This window comes from Amphritea sp. HPY (assembly GCF_050870985.1).
GTDB lineage: Bacteria > Pseudomonadota > Gammaproteobacteria > Pseudomonadales > Balneatricaceae > Amphritea.
Map to the genome: position 1 here is coordinate 3,493,464 of NZ_CP194015.1, position 18,123 is coordinate 3,511,586.

The window sequence follows — 18,123 nt, forward strand, 5'->3', positions numbered from 1 at the left end:
GTTATAGAACTGTTTAACGTACTAAAAAAATAAGTAGTCAGCCTTAAGTATGCAACCACTCAGGCCTGTTGACATCCGGACCGAGGTATCGTTCCGGCGCAATATTCATTCGACTTAGAATCTGCAGCAGATCTTTCCTCTGCAAGCGAACTTCAAGATTCATCTGCCCCTGCTCATCAACCATCTCATTAACCACTGCGCCCTGAGCGTAAAATTGAGCACGTAGATTACCCTCATTTGGCTTTAAGCATAGCTGCTGATGAAATATGTCGTCAGCAAGAAGCTCTGAAACTGCCTGAAACAGCAGATCTGTTCCAGCACCGGTCACTGCAGACAACCATACTCGCACAGGCTTACCAAGATCATCTCTATCGATACGCGCTTCAGCGCCATCCATCAGATCAATCTTGTTGTATACCTCGAGAGTCGGCACCTCTTCAGCACCAATCTCACTTAATACTGAAAGCACTTCATCGATATGTGATTGCCGGTCTTCATCGAAAGCGTCGATCACATGGAGCAACAACGTCGCTTCAGTAGTTTCCTGCAAGGTGGCGCGAAACGCCTCCACCAATTTGTGTGGCAGATGACGAATAAAACCAACCGTATCCGCCAGAATAGCAGGACCGACATCGTCCAGTTCAACCCTGCGCAAAGTCGGATCCAGTGTTGCAAACAGCTGATCCGCCGCATACACCTCAGACTGGGTAATATTATTAAATAAGGTCGACTTACCGGCGTTGGTGTAACCCACCAGCGAAACCGTCGGTACTTCGGCACGACTTCGTGCGCGACGCCCCTGATCCCGCTGCTTACGCACTTTACCCAACCGCTTGAGTATACTTTTTATCCGGGCACGCAATAAGCGACGGTCGGTTTCTAACTGAGTCTCACCCGGACCACGCAGACCGATACCACCCTTCTGCCGCTCCAGGTGGGTCCAGCCACGAACCAGACGGGTCGACATATGCTCAAGCTGAGCGAGCTCAACTTGCAACTTACCCTCATGAGTACGGGCACGCTGGGCAAAGATATCCAGGATAAGACCAGTACGATCAAGAACCCGGCACTGAATCTCCCGCTCCAGGTTTCGTTCCTGGCCGGGACTCAGTGCATGGTTAAAAATCACCAGCTCAGCTTCATGCATCCGCACCAGAGCCTTAAGCTCTTCCACTTTGCCGGAACCGATAAATGTTTTGGGACTTGGCTGGAAACGGGACCCCGTCAGCATATCAACGGGGTCGGCACCTGCAGAAAGCGCGAGTTCTTCCAACTCTTTCGGGCTTTCACGATCCGCTTCATCAGCCATATCGAGATGAACTAGAATGGCGCACTCGCCAGACTCGGGACGCTCAAAAAACAATGAGGACCTCAGTCAGCAGATTCATCAGCCTGTGGCAATTTAACCGGACGCGCCGGTACCACAGTTGAGATAGCGTGCTTATATACCATCTGGCTGACAGTATTTTTCAACAGAATAACAAACTGGTCGAACGACTCAATCTGGCCCTGTAGCTTGATACCGTTAACCAAAAAAATTGAAACGGGTACGCGCTCTTTACGCAGTACATTCAGATAAGGGTCTTGTAAAGATTGCCCTTTTGACATTGGAAGCTCCTTCCTAAGAGTTGTGGTGCACCGCGGAACAACATGTTTAATAAAACCGCAGATGCAAAATGCCGCCTCAAAAAAGCCGGACGGCGCAAAAAATGTGTTTCAATAGTGCATTATATAATGATCCTTTCCAATAATTTCAAGGCATTATTGGTTAAATTAGGATCACCACTGGCTAAAGTATGCAGATCGGGCCAGCTACGCAACCAGGTAACCTGCCTTTTCGCCAGTTGCCGGGTTGCGATAATGCCCTTTTCGACCATCGTATCGTAATCCCAGACACCGGAAAAATATTCCCACATCTGACGGTATCCGACGCAGCGAACCGATGGCATCTGCAGATCCAGGTCACCCCGATTCCACAACGCTCTGACCTCATCTTCGAAGCCTTGTTCCAGCATAATATGAAATCGTTTTTCGATCCGTTCATGAATCGTTTTACGTTCCGGCGGCATGACACAAAGTTGCATCAGATTATATGGCAACTTCTGCTGCTCTTGCTCTTGCCACAGCTCTGTCATAGACCTGCCAGTCAGTTCATAAACTTCAAGTGCCCGCTGCATTCGCTGCGGATCATTTGGATGAATCCTTTTCGCCGCAACCGGGTCAACCTGCTGCAAACGCTGATGCAAAAAAGCCCAGCCATGCTGTTCGGCTTCCGCCACCAGACGATCACGAATCGTCTGATCAGCCTGAGGCAGCTGCGCCAGGCCTTTCACCAGCGCCTGATAGTAAAGCATGGTACCGCCAACTAACAGCGGAATACGGCCCGCGGCCGTTATTTCAGCCATTTGAGCTAAAGCATCCGCCCGAAAATCCGCTGCTGAGTAACTTTCAGCCGGGTCAAGAATATCCACCAGCCGGTGCGGATAACGTGACAGAAACTCTGCATCCGGCGTCGCCGTACCGATATTCATGTCACGGTAGATCATCGCCGAATCGACACTAATAATGTCACAGGGAAGCTTGTCATATAGCGCCATTGCCAGATCGGTCTTACCTGAGGCAGTTGGTCCCATCAGAAAAATAGCTGGCGGCAGTTGGGTGCTATGTAGTTGAGAGCCCTGTAATTGTGCGTTCTGCGTCACCTCACTGCCCCCGCATAAACAGACCATCAAGGTCGGTCATCGACATCTGTGTCCAGGTTGGACGGCCATGGTTGCACTGACCGCTACGCTCAGTTTGCTCCATATCCCGCAGCAGCGCGTTCATCTCTGTAATTGTCAGCTGACGGTTGGCACGGACAGAGCCATGACAGGCCATAGTGGCAAGCAGTTCGTTCGTGTGCTGTTGTATTTTCTGACTGCTACCATACTGCACCATTTCACCCAACACATCCTGCAACAGATTACTGACATCACCAGCCGCTAAGGAGACCGGCACTTGCCGGATAACCAGTGTTTCTTCGCCCATCCGGGCTATTTCAAAGCCCAGCTGGCCGAACACATCACTCTGCTCTTCAGCACAATCGGCTTCACCGGAGCTTACCGCCATACTCACAGGTACCAATAGCGGCTGACTCCTGACACCTTCGGCGTCATAGGCGGCTTTCATTCGCTCATAAACCACCCGTTCATGGGCGGCATGCATATCAACGACAATAAGCCCGCTATCGTTCTGCGCCAAAATAAACACCCCGTGCAACTGTGCAAGCGCATAACCAAGCGGTGGACAGCGGGTATCATCGGCCACCGCCAGTGACGCTGCAGCCTGGGCTGCATACCCCGCGCCGCCCACCGGCATTGAAGTTACCGGCGCAGCCACTGTACTTCCAGCCTGGGGGTGAAGTTGCGCATATTGCGCTACCTGATCCCTGACCTCGTTACCTGAAGGTCGCTCACCCTGATAGCCCTGATACCCGCCTCCCTGAAAACCGCCACCTTGCGGCCTTTCACTTTGACTTAATGCCATCCGACTCTGTTGAAAATCCTGCTGACTGACGACAGCACCCGGCGCCTGGCCTAGCTGTAAAAATGGGTTTACAGCAGGCTCTGATGCCGGCTCAGCACCCGCTTCAGGGCGAATATCGGCAATTACCCGATGGGTAGTCCGGAAAATAAAGTCATGCACCAACCGACTTTCACGGAACCTCACTTCATGCTTGGTTGGGTGCACATTAACATCCACCAGCTTCGGATCCAGCTCCATATACAGTACATAGGCGGGATGTCGCCCGTGATACAGTACATCCTGATACGCCTGCCGCAGCGCATGGGAAACTACTCTGTCACGGATAATCCGACCATTAACGAAAAAATATTGCAGATCCGCCTGACTACGAGAAAAAGTCGGCAAGCCAACCCAACCCCAGATTCGTAAACCAGAGGCCTCGGCCGCGACATCTACTTTCATCGAGCTTTCAATAAATGCGGGCGCTAACAGAGATGCAATTCGGCGCTCCTGCTCAGCCTCTGTAGTGGCCGGCCTTAACTGATGGATCACTTTCTGGTTATGACGCAAGGTAAAACCGACATCAAACCGGCTCAGCGCAAGCCGCTTAACGACCTCTTCAAGATGTTTAAATTCAGTTTTCTCTGTTTTCAGAAACTTGCGCCGCGCCGGGGTATTAAAAAACAGGTCCCGCACTTCAACTGTCGAGCCCTGCGGATGAGCCGCGGGAGCAACTTCAGCAAGCATATCCCGGCCTTCTGTCTGTACCTGCCACGCAGTATCCTGGTCTTCTGTACGAGAGGTCAGGGTGAGACGGGAAACAGAGCTGATACTGGCCAGAGCCTCGCCCCGGAAACCGAGACTCTCAACCGCCTCAAGATCATCCAGGTTGCGAATCTTACTGGTCGCATGACGACTCAGGGCCAGCGCCAGATCGTCCTTTTCAATACCGCGGCCGTCGTCGCGCAACCGAATCAGCTTGACGCCACCCTGTTCAATATCCAGTTCGATACGGGTCGCACCTGCATCCAGGCTATTTTCAAGAATTTCTTTAACGACAGACGCGGGACGCTCAACAACTTCGCCGGCCGCTATCTGGTTCGCAAGACGCGGCGTTAACAGGTGTATACGGGACATATTATGAGACTATTTATTCGTTATTGGCTATAAATTACTTAGCGACTATTTAGCGACTAACTAAATGGGTTAACTGGCCGGAATTTTGAGGGTTTGTCCGATCCGGATATGATCAGCATTTCTCAGGCCATTGGCCTTGCGCAGTGCGACCAACGATACACCGTTACGACTTGCAATAACAGACAGGGTATCGCCACGCACAACTTTATATCTGGCAGTCGCTGGGCCAGCAGTTTGCTTACCACCATTCTTCTGCCAGGCCAGCCAGGTCAGTGCCGGTGGTTTATTGGTAAAATGCGCCTTAATGCCGGTAAAGATCGCCTGCGCCATCTTCTTTTGATAAGCCCGGGATTTCAGTTTTGCAGCCTCACCAGGGTTCGTTATAAACCCGGTTTCGACCAGAATTGATGGAATATCCGGTGATTTAAGCACCACAAAACCAGCCTGCTCCACCTGTTTTTTATGCATCCGGGCAAAACGGCCCAGATTGCGATGAATACTGCTGGCAATCTCCCGACTATCACTACGGCTGGCGGTCATCGACATATCCAACAGCACTTTCGCCAGTACATCATCCTTATCTTCCAGGCTAACACTCCCCACGCCACCGATCAGGTCGGCACTATTTTCCTTTTTCGCAAGCCATCGTCCCATCTCACTACTGGCCCCTCGCGGAGACAACACCCACACCGAGGCACCTTTAGCGCGTTTATCTTTAAAACCATCAGCATGAATCGAGACAAACATATCGGCGTTATGCTTTCGCGCCCGCTTGGTACGATTACGCAGGCTGATATAGTAATCACCATCACGGGTCAGCTGCGGGGTAAAGCCTTTCTCTCGTTGCAGCAGAGTTTTCAGCTCCCGGGCTATACCCAGCACCACGGTCTTCTCTTTAACCCGGCCTGGCCCTATTGCCCCCGGATCTTCACCGCCATGGCCGGCATCGATAGCGATTACGATGTCACGTAAAGTCGACGGCTTTTCTAATGATGCGACTGCTGACTTAGTCGTTTCAGTTGCGCTGATCTTACGATGCAAATCAACCACCAGGCGGTGGCCATACTTATCATTCGGTTTCAGTGCAAAGCTCTTCGCTTTTACCGACTCCTTCAGATCCAGCACGATGCGCAGATCTTTACCTTTATTCCGGGACCCGGAACGCAGTCGGCTAAGCGGGCTTTTTGCCAGATCCAGGGATGAAAAGTCTGAGGTTATACTGGCTGCGGTGATATCCAGAACGATCCGATCAGGTTTCGATAAAGTGAACAGCTTGTGCTCAGTCGCGGCACTAAGGTCAAACACCAGGCGCGCATTATCCGGGGCTATCCAGAGCCTGACATTATTAATCTCAGCCGCATATACAACAGGCGACCCAAAATGAGCCATCAGCATTAGCAAAAACAGTAATAACGATTTAATCCTTTGCTCCATCATCGCCTTCCATCATTCCAAGTCAGTTCAGCTTTTTCCAGTATTGCTATGCAACACCTTACTCAGGTTATCGGCCAGCTGGCGACCTTTTTCAGTTTCTATCTGCAATGTTAAACGGCGTCCGCTCTGCTCAACCTGCAGAAAAAGCTCAATATCAGCCTGCGGCAGTACCCCTGCACCTTTATCAGGCCATTCAATCAGACACAACGCATCATCGGTAAAGTAATCACGGATGCCAAGGTACTCCAACTCTTCCGGATCACCCAACCGGTAAAGATCAAAATGAAATACCGGACGTCCATCGATATCGTAAGGTTCCACCAGCGTATAGGTGGGACTCTTAACAGAACCTTGATGGCCCATCCCCCGTAGCACCCCCCGACAGAAAGTTGTTTTACCCATCCCCAGATCGCCGATCATAAAGATAACTTCTCCGCCGCTGGAGGCATTTGCCAGCGCACTGCCAAACGCAACCATTTCTGCCTCATCGGCAATAAACCAACTGTAATCTGTACTGACCTGCACGGTCGCTCCTTCAAATACTATTTACTATTTACTATTTACCACAAACTGATGAAACTGTGCCAACAGATCGATCTGTTCAAACTTGCACCGCTGCTGCTTCAGATATCATTTACCACAAGTTGCTGAAACTGCGCCAACAGATCTGTTGATCTGTACGGCCTACAGGACTGCTTTTTCACTGACCGTTTACCACAGGTTGTAATTGTGCCAACAGATCGGTCGCTTGCATACCTCGGGTTCCCATCTCTGTAGCGCAACGGTCAGCAGCAGTGGCGTGCACATAGACACCAAGCCGTGCAGCATCCACTGGTTCAAGCCCCTGCGCCAGCAACGCGGCAACAATACCGCTGAGTACATCCCCCATACCACCACTTGCCATGCCGGGATTACCGGCTGAACACAGATGCAAGGCATCACCGTCACAGGTAAGGCTACCCGGCCCTTTTAAAATAGCGGAGCCACCAAATTTCGCCTGTAGCTGTTCCACCGCCATAAAGCGATTACCTTGCACCGTCGCAACATCCGTTTGCAATAAACGCGCAGCTTCGCCCGGATGCGGTGTAATAACCCAGTTATTGCCATTCAGTACACCAAACTGTTCTTTAAGCTGTAACAAATTCAGCGCATCAGCATCAATAACGGCAGGTTTACCCGAGCTAAGAGCCAGTTGCAGCAACTGTTCACCCCAGGCTTTCTGTCCAAGCCCAGGGCCTACAACCAGCACATCCGCACGCTCCAGCAGGGGGAGCAGATCCTGGGCGGAAGTTATACCAACAGCCATCGCCTCAGGATAACGGGTAAGCAAAGCCTGAATATGCTCAGGCCGGGTCGCAACTGTAACCAACCCGGCACCACAGCGGCCAGCAGCCTGCGCAGCCATGATCGCAGCACCGCCCATCCCCCGATCACCACCAATAATCAGAACGTGACCAAAGCTGCCTTTGTGACTGGATCGAGTCCGGGCCGGCAGCAGCGCATTAAGGTCATCACGGCAGGTACGAAAACCACTGACCGGCACCGACTCATAAACCTCGTCAGGCACCCGCAAGCCATCAAAGATAATATCGCCGCAACAATCCACGCCACGGTGAGTAAACAGGCCCTGTTTAAGCCCGATAAAAGTCACCGTCAGATCAGCCTGCACCGCACAACCCAGAATCCCGCCGCTATCGCTACACAATCCCGAGGGTATATCGATAGCAATTACCGGTCTGGCAGTTTGATTGACCTGCTTGATCGCCTTAGAAAAATCACCACGCACCTCACCGGTCAAACCGGTTCCCAGCATGGCATCAATAATCAGTTCGCCGGTAAAACGCATGCCTGGCTGATAAAATTCAATAGCCAACCCCTGCTCCAGCAACCACTGATACGCTTGCAGGGCTTCCCCTGACAGCCGATCAGCAAAACCTTCTGAACCGATAGCAAGCAGCTGCACATCTATACCCTGCCGCTTTGCCAGTACCGCTATAACAAAACCATCACCACCATTATTGCCGCCACCACAGAGAATGGTCAGGCTTTTTGTACCGGGCCAATGCTGAAGGATCCGGTCAAAGGCGGCATGACCGGCCCGCTGCATCAGTTTAAACCCGCTTATACCGCCATTTATTGCGGTACGATCCAGGGCACGGGTCTGTTCAGCTGTGTATAATGTTGCCGGTAACTCAGTTCGGTAGAGGGACATAGTCAACTCTCATCTCAGTTCGGTATTACTACTCATTCATTCCATTATATATAGCCGATGACTCAATACGACCCCGATCAGATGCAGGCCCTGGCTGAGCAGATAAAAGAAATCGCCGCGCAACTGGGTTTTCAACAATGCGGTATCACCGACACCGATCTTTCAGCTGAAGCAAAGCCGTTTCAGGACTGGCTTGATCGCGGCTATCAGGGCGAAATGGGCTATCTCAATAACAACATTGAAAAGCGTATCAATCCTGCTCTGCTGGTTGAAGGCACGCAGCGGATTATCTGCGTCAGAATGAACTGCCTGCCGCCAAAGGTCAGTACGATGAAAGTACTGCAACAGCCGGATCGGGCCTATATTTCCCGATATACTATGGGGCGTGACTATCACAAAGTCATGCGCAAACGACTGACTCAGCTGGGCAAAGAGATCGAAAAGTTGATTGGCGAATTCGGGTACCGTGCTTTTGTTGATAGTGCGCCGGTACTGGAGCGCCCCCTGGCCCAAAAAAGCGGTATCGGCTGGCAGGGTAAACACACCCTGATCCTTAACCGGCAGGCCGGCTCCTGGTTTTTGCTTGGGGAGCTGTTCGTAGACCTGCCACTCCCGATTGACCAACCCTACAACGAAGAGCATTGTGGTAAGTGTCAGGCCTGTATCGATATCTGTCCGACCCAGGCAATTGTCGCCCCTTATCAGCTGGATGCCCGACGCTGCATCTCATATCTGACTATTGAACTGAAAGGTTCAATCCCTGAGCCTTTACGACCACTGATCGGTAATCGAATATTCGGCTGCGACGACTGCCAGCTGATCTGCCCCTGGAACCGCTTTGCTCAGCACTCAGATGAAGACGACTTCACTCCCCGCCACCGACTCGATGAAATGACTCTGCTTGAGTTACTGGAATGGGATGAAGCTACTTTCCTGAAACGCACTGAAGGATCGGCCATTCGCCGTACTGGCTATCAGGGCTGGTTACGTAACATTGCGGTTGCTCTGGGTAATAGTAATGGCGGGGACAAGGTGGTACAGGCCCTGACCAAACTCACGCAAAACCCGTCTGAGCTGGTACAAGAACATGCTCACTGGGCACTGGAGCACCTTCAGTCCAGAGATAAAGTCACAAGCGCGCCAATTCTCATCCACCCACGCGCTGCCAAGCTGGAACCTTAATAGCTACAGGCATAACGACGGCAAGTATGGCAACAGGAAGCGATTACGGAATACTCTCTTCCGGTTCTGAGAACAGGTAACCCTGCGAGTATTCGATACCCAGCTCATCCACCACATCCTGAACCGCCTGACTGTGAACAAATTCGGCTACCGTAGCAATACCGGCATTTTTGGCAAAAAACACGATGGCCCGGGTGATCTCGTAGCTCTTATTATCTTCAGCAATATTCTTAATATACTTCGCATCGACTTTGACGTAATCAACCTGCAACTCAAGAATCCGTTCAAAATTCGAGTATTCTGTTCCAAAATCATCAATCGCCAGCCGGAACCCGGCCTGCTTCAGACGATTAAGCTGTGCTATATGGTTTTTCTTACCGCTGGCACTGACACCCTCAAGAATTTCCAGCACGACCCGCTCCGGCGCTACACTATACTGTGACGTTTTCTGTTCAAGATAATCCTGCAGGTACTCCTGGGTCAGGTCTTCCTCGGTGATATTCAACGACAACAGACACCGCTTATCCTGAATATGTGCCAGCCCCTGATCGATCATCAGTCGGGTAATTGTTGGTAGCAAACCGGATAACCGCGCCACCTCAAGAAAACGATAAGGACTATAGATCTGCCCTTCATGCTCCAGTCGTACCAGAGCCTCATAGGAGACCAGTTCGCCACTACGGTTATCTCTGATACCCTGAAAAAAAGGCCGGATCCGGCCTTCGTTAAACGTCTGGTGCAGCAAACCATTCCAGTGAAGATACTCCATCCGCAGGGTCTGATCCGGCTCATCCTGACCGGCATCATAGATGTGAAAGCGATTTTTACCTTTTGCCCGGGCCTGGCTAAGCGCCTGAGTCGCCAGTTCTAAAACGCCCTTACGCTCACTGGCACCGCCGATTGTCACCGTAAGGCTAAAGCCCTGCCCATTGATAACCAGCGGATGACTGAAGAAGTAACGCCTGATACGTTCAATCTCTGCCGCCAGATCCGCCACCCCTTTATCAAAATACAGGGCAAACTCATCGGCATTAATTCTGAACAGCTCAGCATCGGGAGAGATCTGCTCAAGCACTTGCGCCACCCGGCACAGGAATTGATCACCGAATTCCGGACCGTAGGCAGTATTAATAAAACTGAAATTATCTAAATTCAACAGCAGCAGTGACTGATGTGTAATTGAAGCCCGCAAGCTTATAAGCAGCTTAGATTTATTGGGCAGCCCCGTCAGCTGATCATGCTCCAGAGCATAAATCAGGCGCTGGCGATTCTGTTCCAACTGCTGTTCCTGGGTGTATTTCGCCAGAACTATATTGACGATTGATGCGCCAACATCCAGCAAACGCTTATGAAAAGTCGAGGGGGCGCGATGCTCAAACGATGACAGGGCGAAAGACCCTATCGGCTTACCTACTTCATTCCTGATAGGCATCGACCAACAAGAACAGAGATTAAAATCGTAGGCTATCTGGCGCAGATCATTCCAGCGGGAATCAGTAAAGGTATCAGTGACATAAATTGGCTCATTGTGAAACACCGCATTTCCGCAAGAACCTCCTTCGGCACCTGGCTGCAAATTTTTCAGGGCATCGATCCCTTGCTGCGGCACACTCGGAGCACATAATACGCTCAGCAATCCGGTCGATTGATCCTGCAACATGATCGACGCGACAGAGTTGGGCAAAAGTCCTTCTGCCATCTTACATAAGCTGTTAAGCACAACCAGATGGTCAATATTTGTTGCCACCTGGGTAAATATGGACTGCTGTAGCTGTAATACCCGGTCCAGTTCAGCGACCGATAATTCAACCGTACCCTGACCAGCTACAACAACGGCATCAACATCTGATTCCATCGTCGTTCCCGATAAATCTGTCATAAAAATACCGTCTGATAAATAAGACAACACGAGTTACAGGTATATCGGGCATTCCCTGTAAAAACAATACCCTAGTTGTACCATGCCACTCAGCATGGGTATCGGCAGCAGCAATAAAAACTGAATCACAGACGAACCAGTTTTTAACCGTCATAGCCTCCCATTAAAGCAAGACCGGCTTCATAAAATAGCGTCAATCAATGCCAATCAGACCAGCGGAGCATCATAGGCTTCAGGCTCATCGGAATAGACACAAACATTCCAGCTATCGACCAGGCCGCTCTCAGCAACGCACTGTTGCTCAAAAAACTGTGCAATCTCCTGTCTCTGGCAATGCGCTTCAAACGCCGGCATATCGCGCCATATTTCATTGAATACGATTGGATAGCTATCGCCCTCGGCAAACGGGCTCGGTATGTGACGGGTCACCGTATACTGAATACAACCATCTTCACGGGTGGTATTAGGTTCCAGCATCTGCAATACACGAAACAGTTCTGCATCCTTACCCGGCTTCGGCCGGAATTGCGCCAGGCAGTAAACTTTACTCGACATAAATGCTCTCTACTTGAAGAAATACTGACGGTAGTGAATCAATTCATTAATTGAATCTTTAATATCGTCCAGTGCCAGATGAGAGCCTTTCTTCTTCACCGATGCCAGCACTTCTGGCTGCCAGCGTCGGGCCAGCTCTTTAATCGTACTGACATCCAGGTTGCGGTAGTGAAAATACTGTTCCAGCTGTGGCATATACTTCACCAGAAAGCGGCGATCCTGGCCGATACTGTTACCACAGATCGGTGATGCGCCCTGATCGACATATTCAGCAAGGAAATCCAGCGTTGCCTGTTCAGCCTGGTTATCACTGATAGTTGAATCCTTGACCTTTTGCGTCAGGCCGGACTGACCATGCTGACGGGTGCACCACTCATCCATCCCAGCCAATAATTCATCCGACTGATGCACTACCAGGTTCGGGCCTTCAGCAAGAATATTCAGCTGGGCATCGGTAACAATAGTGGCAATTTCAATAATCCGGTCACGTTCCGGGTCCAATCCTGTCATCTCAAGATCGATCCAGATCAGGTTTTCCTGCCTCGACATAGTGAGTTTCCTCTTTATCAGCACTATAAATTTGTTGCGGAATAGAATACCTTAGCAAGCTAAATTATCCCAAGACTCTATTCAGCTGATTTAATGTCTAAAAGAAAACTGACCCGCCGCCAAGCCTGGCGCATCAAGAAAATCCAGGACGAACGCGCGAGCCGCGCAACGCGTAAGGATTCAGATATCGATCAACAGCTCGAAGGGGGCGACCTGGGACCAGAACAACATGGCCAGATCATTTCCCACTTCGGCCGTCAGGTCGATGTCGAAGCGCTGGACGGCGACCAAACCGGCGAAATATTCCGATGCCATATGCGCACCAATCTGGACGCACTGGTTACGGGAGATAACGTCATCTGGCGTGCCGGCAAGGAAACCGGTGTCGTAGTCGCAACCTTGCCCCGAACCAGCATTCTGCAGCGGCCAAACACTCAAGGCGAACTAAAACCGGTGGCATCCAATCTCAACTACATAGTTATTACTATCGCTGTCGAGCCACTGGCCCACTACAACCTGATCGACCGCTATCTGGTGGCGGCCCAGCTCAGTGGCATTGAGCCGGTTATTCTGGTCAATAAAACTGACCTGATCAACGACACTAACCGGTCGCGAATCGAAACCATGATTGAGCTATACCAGAATATTGGCTATAAAGTGCTTACCGTGTCTTCAATAGAAGGCAACGGACTGGATCAGCTGAAACAGGAACTGGATAATCGCATCAGCGTTTTCGTCGGCCAGTCAGGCGTTGGCAAATCATCACTTATCAACGCTCTGCTACCCGGCGTTGATCTGCGAGTCGGAGCCTTATCTGAAGCGACAGGTAAAGGTACCCACACTACAACCACGGCCCGTCTATTCCACTTCCCTGACGGCGGTGACCTGATCGATTCACCCGGAATCCGCGAATTTGGCCTCTGGCACATTGACGAACAGAAGCTAATCGAAGGCTTTACCGAGTTCACAGACTACCTGGGCTATTGCAAATTTCGTGACTGCAAGCACGAGCAGGAGCCAGGCTGCGCCATTAAACAAGCGATTGCAGAAGGTAAGATCAGCGAGCAACGGATCAACAGTTATAAACACATTCTGTCATCCCTTCAGGAAAGCTGAGCAGCCCCAGGACTAACGATGGCAACAGAACAGATACCACAAAACGCAAGTCAATGGACCACATTTCTGGCAGCAAAGAAACTGCCGGTTCGCGCCAGCGCTCTGGCCCGCCTGAATAAAAAAATCGGTCAGAGCAACACCTCACTGATGGAGCTCAGCAAGACCATCAAGTCCGATCCGGTACTCTGCCTGCATGTTGTTATCCTGGCAGGTACGCTGCACCAGGAAAAAGACTCCGAAGTAACCAGTATCGACCATGCGATCAGCTCACTGGGCATGCAAAAACTGGAACAACTGATCAGTAGCTTGCCTGAAATTAAGCTCAGTCCAAAAAGCGTAGCCCATAAAATGTACTTCCGGGCGATTGCAAACAGTCACCATGCTGCGACTCAGGCGAGACAGTGGTTACAGCTGAGTCGTGGCGGTATGTTCGCCGAAGAGAGCTATCTCGCAGCGCTCTTTTATGGCGCAGGCCACTGGCTGCTGTGGCAGTTTGCCCCCCTGCATATGTCGCAGATTCAAATACTGATAAGGGAACAGGGTATCGCCCCGGAACTCGCAGAGTCAAAGATCCTGGGCTGCACTGTTGCCGCTATATCGAAAGGCCTGATCGAGCGCTGGCACGCCTCTCCCCTGGCACTGCATACGCTGAAACAGGAATCCCCGCTGAGCAAGCAGGTGATTACCAAACTGCATCAACGTGCCCTCGGCGATCCACGTCTTAAGGGTGATGACCTGAGATCATTGAACCATCTGATTCAGCAAAAATTTTTCCCTATCCACCTGGCTAACCTGCTGGCCTGGAACGCCTCCTATGGCTGGCAAAACGACAAGACTCTGAATATTATCGATATCATCAGTGACTATCTGAAAATCGAACTGGGCAGCAGCATATCGCTATTACATAAAAACTGCGCCTTATCGGCACGCCAGTACCATGTCGTAGGAACATTATCGCCAGCAGCCGAAATGCTGATGTTACCTTCGAAACTCCAGGCCGGTTACAAACTATCTAAGGCAGAACAGCAGCACTTCGCACAAAAATGTCCGGTGCCACTGAGCCAAAAACCAGCCGCAGAAAAAAACCGCAACGCAGAGTCAGCACCGGTCAGTTCAGATTACCTGAATGCTACATTGTTCGCAGATATTGCAAAAAAACTCCTTAAGCAGCCCGAGCAGTTCACTCAAGCCAGTGAAGTATTGGCCGCACTGGTCAGCGGACTAACCGAGGGGCTGGGAATGACGCGGGTCGCTTTGCATATCGTTTCTACCAGAGACGAAAGCCTTAAAGTGATTCGTGCTACGGGTTTTGAGGCGGGCCACCCGCTGCCGAACTCCAGCCATAAACTGGCCTCAAACAGCTTATTCTTGCGACTTTATGAAAAAAACAGCTGCATAATGGTCAATGAAAGCAATCGTCAAAGAATCAAAGGCTTGTTACCTGGCAGCTACAGTCGCTATCTCAGTGACAGTAATTATCTGCTGATGTCGGTATTTGTCGGTAATAAGCCGGTCGCTGTGGTTTACGCCGACCGTGACGGTAAGGCCGGAGGCGCTCAGGACTTTCATCATGAGAAATTCAAATACCTCTGCACTGCCGCAGGCGAATGCCTCAAAACAGTAACAAAGAATAAAAACGGAAACTAATCATGAACCTGCCCCTGGTAATTGAACCGGAACAGTTAGCCCAGACACTGGATGCCCCGGAACTTCTGATTATCGACCTGTCAGCACGACAAACCTATCTCGACGGGCATGTTCCCGGCGCTATTCATATGGACCCTGCCCACCTGCTGTGCGGTAAGGCCCCGGTACCTAATAAGCTACCGGATGCAGAACAGCTTTCCAGCCTGTTCAGCACTCTGGGAATCAGCCAGGATAAACACGTCGTAGTCTATGACGATCAGATGGGACCCTTGGCGGGCCGCATGATCTGGACCCTGCATTGCGCCGGCCATCAACACTGTTCATTTCTCAACGGCCACCTGCGGGCCTGGCACAATGCCGGTCTGCCACTTGAAGACGGGAGCAATGAGCCACAACCATCTGACTATACTGTCGAGCTGTCAGACCAATATCTGGCGGATGTGAGTTATATCCTGCAGCACCTTAACCAGGCCGACCATGCAATTCTTGATGTCCGCTCCGCGGCCGAATACAGTGGCGAGAAAATCATCAACGCCCGCAAAGGCGGCCATATACCCGGCGCCGAAAACTATGAATGGACCCGGGCACTGATCTCTGCGGAAGATACCCGCCTGCGGCCAGCAAACGAAATTCTGCAGGAACTGGCTGTGCTGGGCGTTACCCCGGAGAAAACCATTATCACCCACTGCCAGACCCATCGCCGCTCAGGTCTGAGCTATCTTTTTGCAAAACACCTTGGGTTCAAAAATATACGCTGTTACGATGGCTCCTGGTTTGAATGGGGCAACCTGCCGGATACCCCGGTAGAACGATAATCCTGAATACTACAGCCCAGAACTGAATATTAACCAGCCGGAATGACACCGTGAAAGACACTCTTTTTATCCTGCTACAACACTTGCTTCCACAACATCTGTTATCGCGGGCAGCTGGCTTCCTTGCCGACAGCCGGATCGGCTGGATAAAATCCACTTTTATTAAACTGTTTGCCAAACACTACCAGGTCAACATGGCCGAAGCGCTGATCGAAGATCTGGACCGGTACGGCAACTTTAATGAATTCTTCACCCGGGAACTGAAACCCGGCATGCGCCCTATCGCCGAAGCCGATATTGTCAGCCCGGCGGATGGCGCAGTCAGCCAGATCGGCAGCATCGACTATGGCCGCATCTTCCAGGCTAAAGGCCGTGGCTATGGCCTGACAACACTTCTGGGCGGCCATACTGAACTGGCGGATCCGTTCATCAACGGTCGCTTTGCGACAATTTATCTTTCACCAAAAGATTATCATCGGGTCCATATGCCGGTGACCGGCACCCTGCGGGAAACAATTTACATCCCGGGCGATCTCTATTCTGTGAACCAGACCACCGCCGAAGGCGTCGATAATCTGTTTGCCCGCAACGAGCGCCTGGTGGCAATTTTCGATACTGAGTTTGGCCCTATGGCGATGGTACTGGTGGGCGCTATGATCGTGGCTGGTATTGAAACCGTCTGGGCAGGGCAAGTTGCGCCACAACAGAACAAGAGCTGGCGTATCAACCATCAGACACCACCACAACCGGTTATACTGGAGAAAGGTGCCGAGATGGGTCGCTTTAAGCTGGGCTCAACCGTAGTGCTGCTGTTCGGTAAAGACGCTACTGAGTGGAGCGATCAGCTACAGGCTGAAACACCAGTGCAGCTGGGGCAGGCAATCAGCCAATCGTAAACGATTGGCTTGAGAACGCCGCAGTGCGGCTCGCTAGAACGTGGTGCAAGCACCACTTGCTAGTGGCTAGAATAAACTGAAAGAACCATACTTTTTAAGACTTGCAAGTTTGCGGGTACTTACATACTTTTTTATTTTAGGTTTACTTATGAGCTGGTTGGATACACTTAACGCACTTGGTGTTCAGGTTGATGATTTGGGTAACTGCCAATTAGCAGAGCCGCAGTCGGGCACGACTACAGTTACTCCGCTGACCCACCTGGGTATTTTCGATGTTACCGGACCTGAGGCTGAGAAGTTCCTGCAGGGGCAACTGTCCTGTGATATCGCTGAAGTTGCCGCGGGTAAAAGCCTGCTCGGTTCACACTGTAATATTAAAGGCAGTATGGTCAGCCTGAATCGCCTTATGCCAGTCGACGGCGGTTTCTGGCTGCGCACCGAAGCCAGCGTTCTGCCGCAAGGCCAGGCAAATCTGAACAAATACATGATGTTCTCCAAGGCCGAGAGCAAAAATATCTCAGAACAGGTTGTCGGTCTGGGAATTCAGGGCGAACAGGCGCAAGCACTATTACAGAGTATCTACTCTTCGGTTCCCGGCGAAACCAATCAGACAACAGCCTGCAACGAAGGCGTTCTGATCCGCGTTCCTGGCGATCGCTTTGAATTATGGCTGCCGCTAGCTGAAGCCGAAACACTACTGCCGACACTACTGCAGCAAGCGGTTCTGGCTAACAGTAACAGCTGGCGTCTGTCTGAAATCCGCAACGGCATCCCAACCATAGCCCCTGAAACGCTGGAAACATTCATCCCCCAGATGACCAATCTCCAGGTATTTGGCGGCGTCAGTTTCACTAAAGGCTGTTACACCGGTCAGGAGATCATTACCCGTCTGCAACATCGCGGTAAACTGAAACGCCCGATGTTCCGTCTCAGCGTAAGCACGGAAAATGCCCCGCTCGCAGGCACTAGCATCAACAGCCCGGATCGGGCAGGTGTCGGTACCGTAGTTGCCTGCGCTGCAGCAGAAGAACAGCGTTATGAACTGCTGGCGGTAATGCTCAAAGACAGCTTCGATGATCAGGCACTTGACCTGACCCTGGAGACTGATACCAACGCGCCCCTGAACCGGCTCGACCTGCCCTACCAACTTGACCCGGAACTGTTTGAAAGTAAACGCTAATTGACATGCACTCAGAA

General features: G+C 51.2%; 16 protein-coding genes. 6 read left to right on the forward strand and 10 right to left on the reverse strand.

What is annotated here, in order from left to right; all coding sequences use genetic code 11:
- Positions 1-43: 43 nt before the first annotated feature.
- The 7 genes from hflX to ACQUQM_RS15635 all read right to left on the reverse strand — a co-directional run bounded on the left by hflX (position 44) and on the right by ACQUQM_RS15635 (position 8,287).
- A complete protein-coding gene (gene hflX, locus ACQUQM_RS15605; RefSeq protein ID WP_432470807.1) occupies positions 44-1,363 on the reverse strand; it encodes a ribosome rescue GTPase HflX in 1,320 nt (439 codons plus the stop codon).
- An 8-nt stretch (positions 1,364-1,371) separates the two neighbouring features.
- The gene (gene hfq / locus ACQUQM_RS15610; RefSeq protein ID WP_290701510.1) at positions 1,372-1,608 is read right to left on the reverse strand and encodes an RNA chaperone Hfq; all 237 of its coding nucleotides are present in this window, start codon (positions 1,606-1,608) and stop codon (positions 1,372-1,374) included.
- A gap of 119 nt (positions 1,609-1,727) precedes the next feature.
- Positions 1,728-2,633 carry a tRNA (adenosine(37)-N6)-dimethylallyltransferase MiaA gene (gene miaA / locus ACQUQM_RS15615; RefSeq protein ID WP_432474838.1) on the reverse strand — a complete coding sequence of 302 codons (906 nt, stop codon included), beginning with the start codon at positions 2,631-2,633 and terminating at the stop codon, positions 1,728-1,730.
- A gap of 70 nt (positions 2,634-2,703) precedes the next feature.
- Entirely contained in the window at positions 2,704-4,641 is a 1,938-nt protein-coding gene (gene mutL, locus ACQUQM_RS15620; RefSeq protein ID WP_432470808.1) for a DNA mismatch repair endonuclease MutL, read from the reverse strand.
- A 69-nt stretch (positions 4,642-4,710) separates the two neighbouring features.
- Complete coding sequence (locus ACQUQM_RS15625; protein WP_432470809.1) at positions 4,711-6,078, reverse strand: N-acetylmuramoyl-L-alanine amidase; 1,368 nt, start codon at positions 6,076-6,078, stop codon at positions 4,711-4,713.
- Positions 6,079-6,102: 24 nt separating this feature from the next.
- A complete protein-coding gene (gene tsaE / locus ACQUQM_RS15630) occupies positions 6,103-6,552 on the reverse strand; it encodes a tRNA (adenosine(37)-N6)-threonylcarbamoyltransferase complex ATPase subunit type 1 TsaE (RefSeq protein WP_432474839.1) in 450 nt (149 codons plus the stop codon).
- A gap of 223 nt (positions 6,553-6,775) precedes the next feature.
- Complete coding sequence (locus ACQUQM_RS15635; protein ID WP_432470810.1) at positions 6,776-8,287, reverse strand: NAD(P)H-hydrate dehydratase; 1,512 nt, start codon at positions 8,285-8,287, stop codon at positions 6,776-6,778.
- Between the two features lie 57 nt (positions 8,288-8,344).
- Between ACQUQM_RS15635 and queG the strand changes: the two genes are divergently transcribed.
- The gene (gene queG / locus ACQUQM_RS15640; protein ID WP_432470811.1) at positions 8,345-9,469 is read left to right on the forward strand and encodes a tRNA epoxyqueuosine(34) reductase QueG; all 1,125 of its coding nucleotides are present in this window, start codon (positions 8,345-8,347) and stop codon (positions 9,467-9,469) included.
- A gap of 43 nt (positions 9,470-9,512) precedes the next feature.
- Here queG and ACQUQM_RS15645 read toward each other — a convergent pair whose 3' ends face one another.
- The 3 genes from ACQUQM_RS15645 to orn all read right to left on the reverse strand — a co-directional run bounded on the left by ACQUQM_RS15645 (position 9,513) and on the right by orn (position 12,452).
- Positions 9,513-11,348: an EAL domain-containing protein gene (locus ACQUQM_RS15645; protein WP_432470812.1), complete on the reverse strand. Its 1,836-nt coding sequence runs from the start codon at positions 11,346-11,348 to the stop codon at positions 9,513-9,515.
- Between the two features lie 207 nt (positions 11,349-11,555).
- Complete coding sequence (locus tag ACQUQM_RS15650; RefSeq protein WP_432470813.1) at positions 11,556-11,903, reverse strand: putative quinol monooxygenase; 348 nt, start codon at positions 11,901-11,903, stop codon at positions 11,556-11,558.
- A gap of 9 nt (positions 11,904-11,912) precedes the next feature.
- Positions 11,913-12,452, reverse strand: coding sequence for an oligoribonuclease (gene orn / locus ACQUQM_RS15655; RefSeq protein ID WP_432470814.1), 540 nt, complete (start codon positions 12,450-12,452; stop codon positions 11,913-11,915).
- Positions 12,453-12,545: 93 nt separating this feature from the next.
- On the opposite strand from orn, the gene rsgA reads away from it, so the two are divergent.
- From rsgA to ACQUQM_RS15680, 5 genes are all read left to right on the forward strand, one after another.
- Positions 12,546-13,568: a small ribosomal subunit biogenesis GTPase RsgA gene (rsgA, locus tag ACQUQM_RS15660; protein WP_432470815.1), complete on the forward strand. Its 1,023-nt coding sequence runs from the start codon at positions 12,546-12,548 to the stop codon at positions 13,566-13,568.
- Positions 13,569-13,586: 18 nt separating this feature from the next.
- Positions 13,587-15,215 (forward strand): HDOD domain-containing protein, encoded by a 1,629-nt coding sequence (locus ACQUQM_RS15665; RefSeq protein WP_432470816.1) that lies wholly within the window; start codon positions 13,587-13,589, stop codon positions 15,213-15,215.
- 2 nt (positions 15,216-15,217) lie between these two features.
- Positions 15,218-16,030, forward strand: a complete 813-nt coding sequence (locus ACQUQM_RS15670) for a sulfurtransferase (RefSeq protein ID WP_432470817.1) — start codon at positions 15,218-15,220, stop codon at positions 16,028-16,030.
- A gap of 50 nt (positions 16,031-16,080) precedes the next feature.
- Complete coding sequence (gene asd / locus ACQUQM_RS15675) at positions 16,081-16,926, forward strand: archaetidylserine decarboxylase (RefSeq protein ID WP_432470818.1); 846 nt, start codon at positions 16,081-16,083, stop codon at positions 16,924-16,926.
- 148 nt (positions 16,927-17,074) lie between these two features.
- Positions 17,075-18,106: a YgfZ/GcvT domain-containing protein gene (locus tag ACQUQM_RS15680; protein WP_432470819.1), complete on the forward strand. Its 1,032-nt coding sequence runs from the start codon at positions 17,075-17,077 to the stop codon at positions 18,104-18,106.
- Positions 18,107-18,123: the final 17 nt, after the last annotated feature.

What these genes read in the sequence shown, in the direction of transcription:
- ACQUQM_RS15635 (WP_432470810.1), bottom strand. Translation starts at nt 8,287, where the DNA reads ATGTCCCTCTACCGAACTGAGTTACCGGCAACATTATACACAGCTGAA.
- mutL (WP_432470808.1), bottom strand. Translation starts at nt 4,641, where the DNA reads ATGTCCCGTATACACCTGTTAACGCCGCGTCTTGCGAACCAGATAGCG.
- hfq (WP_290701510.1), bottom strand. Translation starts at nt 1,608, where the DNA reads ATGTCAAAAGGGCAATCTTTACAAGACCCTTATCTGAATGTACTGCGT.
- ACQUQM_RS15625 (WP_432470809.1), bottom strand. Translation starts at nt 6,078, where the DNA reads ATGATGGAGCAAAGGATTAAATCGTTATTACTGTTTTTGCTAATGCTG.
- miaA (WP_432474838.1), bottom strand. Translation starts at nt 2,633, where the DNA reads ATGGGACCAACTGCCTCAGGTAAGACCGATCTGGCAATGGCGCTATAT.
- ACQUQM_RS15650 (WP_432470813.1), bottom strand. Translation starts at nt 11,903, where the DNA reads ATGTCGAGTAAAGTTTACTGCCTGGCGCAATTCCGGCCGAAGCCGGGT.
- orn (WP_432470814.1), bottom strand. Translation starts at nt 12,452, where the DNA reads ATGTCGAGGCAGGAAAACCTGATCTGGATCGATCTTGAGATGACAGGA.
- ACQUQM_RS15680 (WP_432470819.1), top strand. Translation starts at nt 17,075, where the DNA reads ATGAGCTGGTTGGATACACTTAACGCACTTGGTGTTCAGGTTGATGAT.
- ACQUQM_RS15645 (WP_432470812.1), bottom strand. Translation starts at nt 11,348, where the DNA reads ATGACAGATTTATCGGGAACGACGATGGAATCAGATGTTGATGCCGTT.
- queG (WP_432470811.1), top strand. Translation starts at nt 8,345, where the DNA reads ATGACTCAATACGACCCCGATCAGATGCAGGCCCTGGCTGAGCAGATA.
- ACQUQM_RS15670 (WP_432470817.1), top strand. Translation starts at nt 15,218, where the DNA reads ATGAACCTGCCCCTGGTAATTGAACCGGAACAGTTAGCCCAGACACTG.
- rsgA (WP_432470815.1), top strand. Translation starts at nt 12,546, where the DNA reads ATGTCTAAAAGAAAACTGACCCGCCGCCAAGCCTGGCGCATCAAGAAA.
- ACQUQM_RS15665 (WP_432470816.1), top strand. Translation starts at nt 13,587, where the DNA reads ATGGCAACAGAACAGATACCACAAAACGCAAGTCAATGGACCACATTT.
- tsaE (WP_432474839.1), bottom strand. Translation starts at nt 6,552, where the DNA reads ATGGTTGCGTTTGGCAGTGCGCTGGCAAATGCCTCCAGCGGCGGAGAA.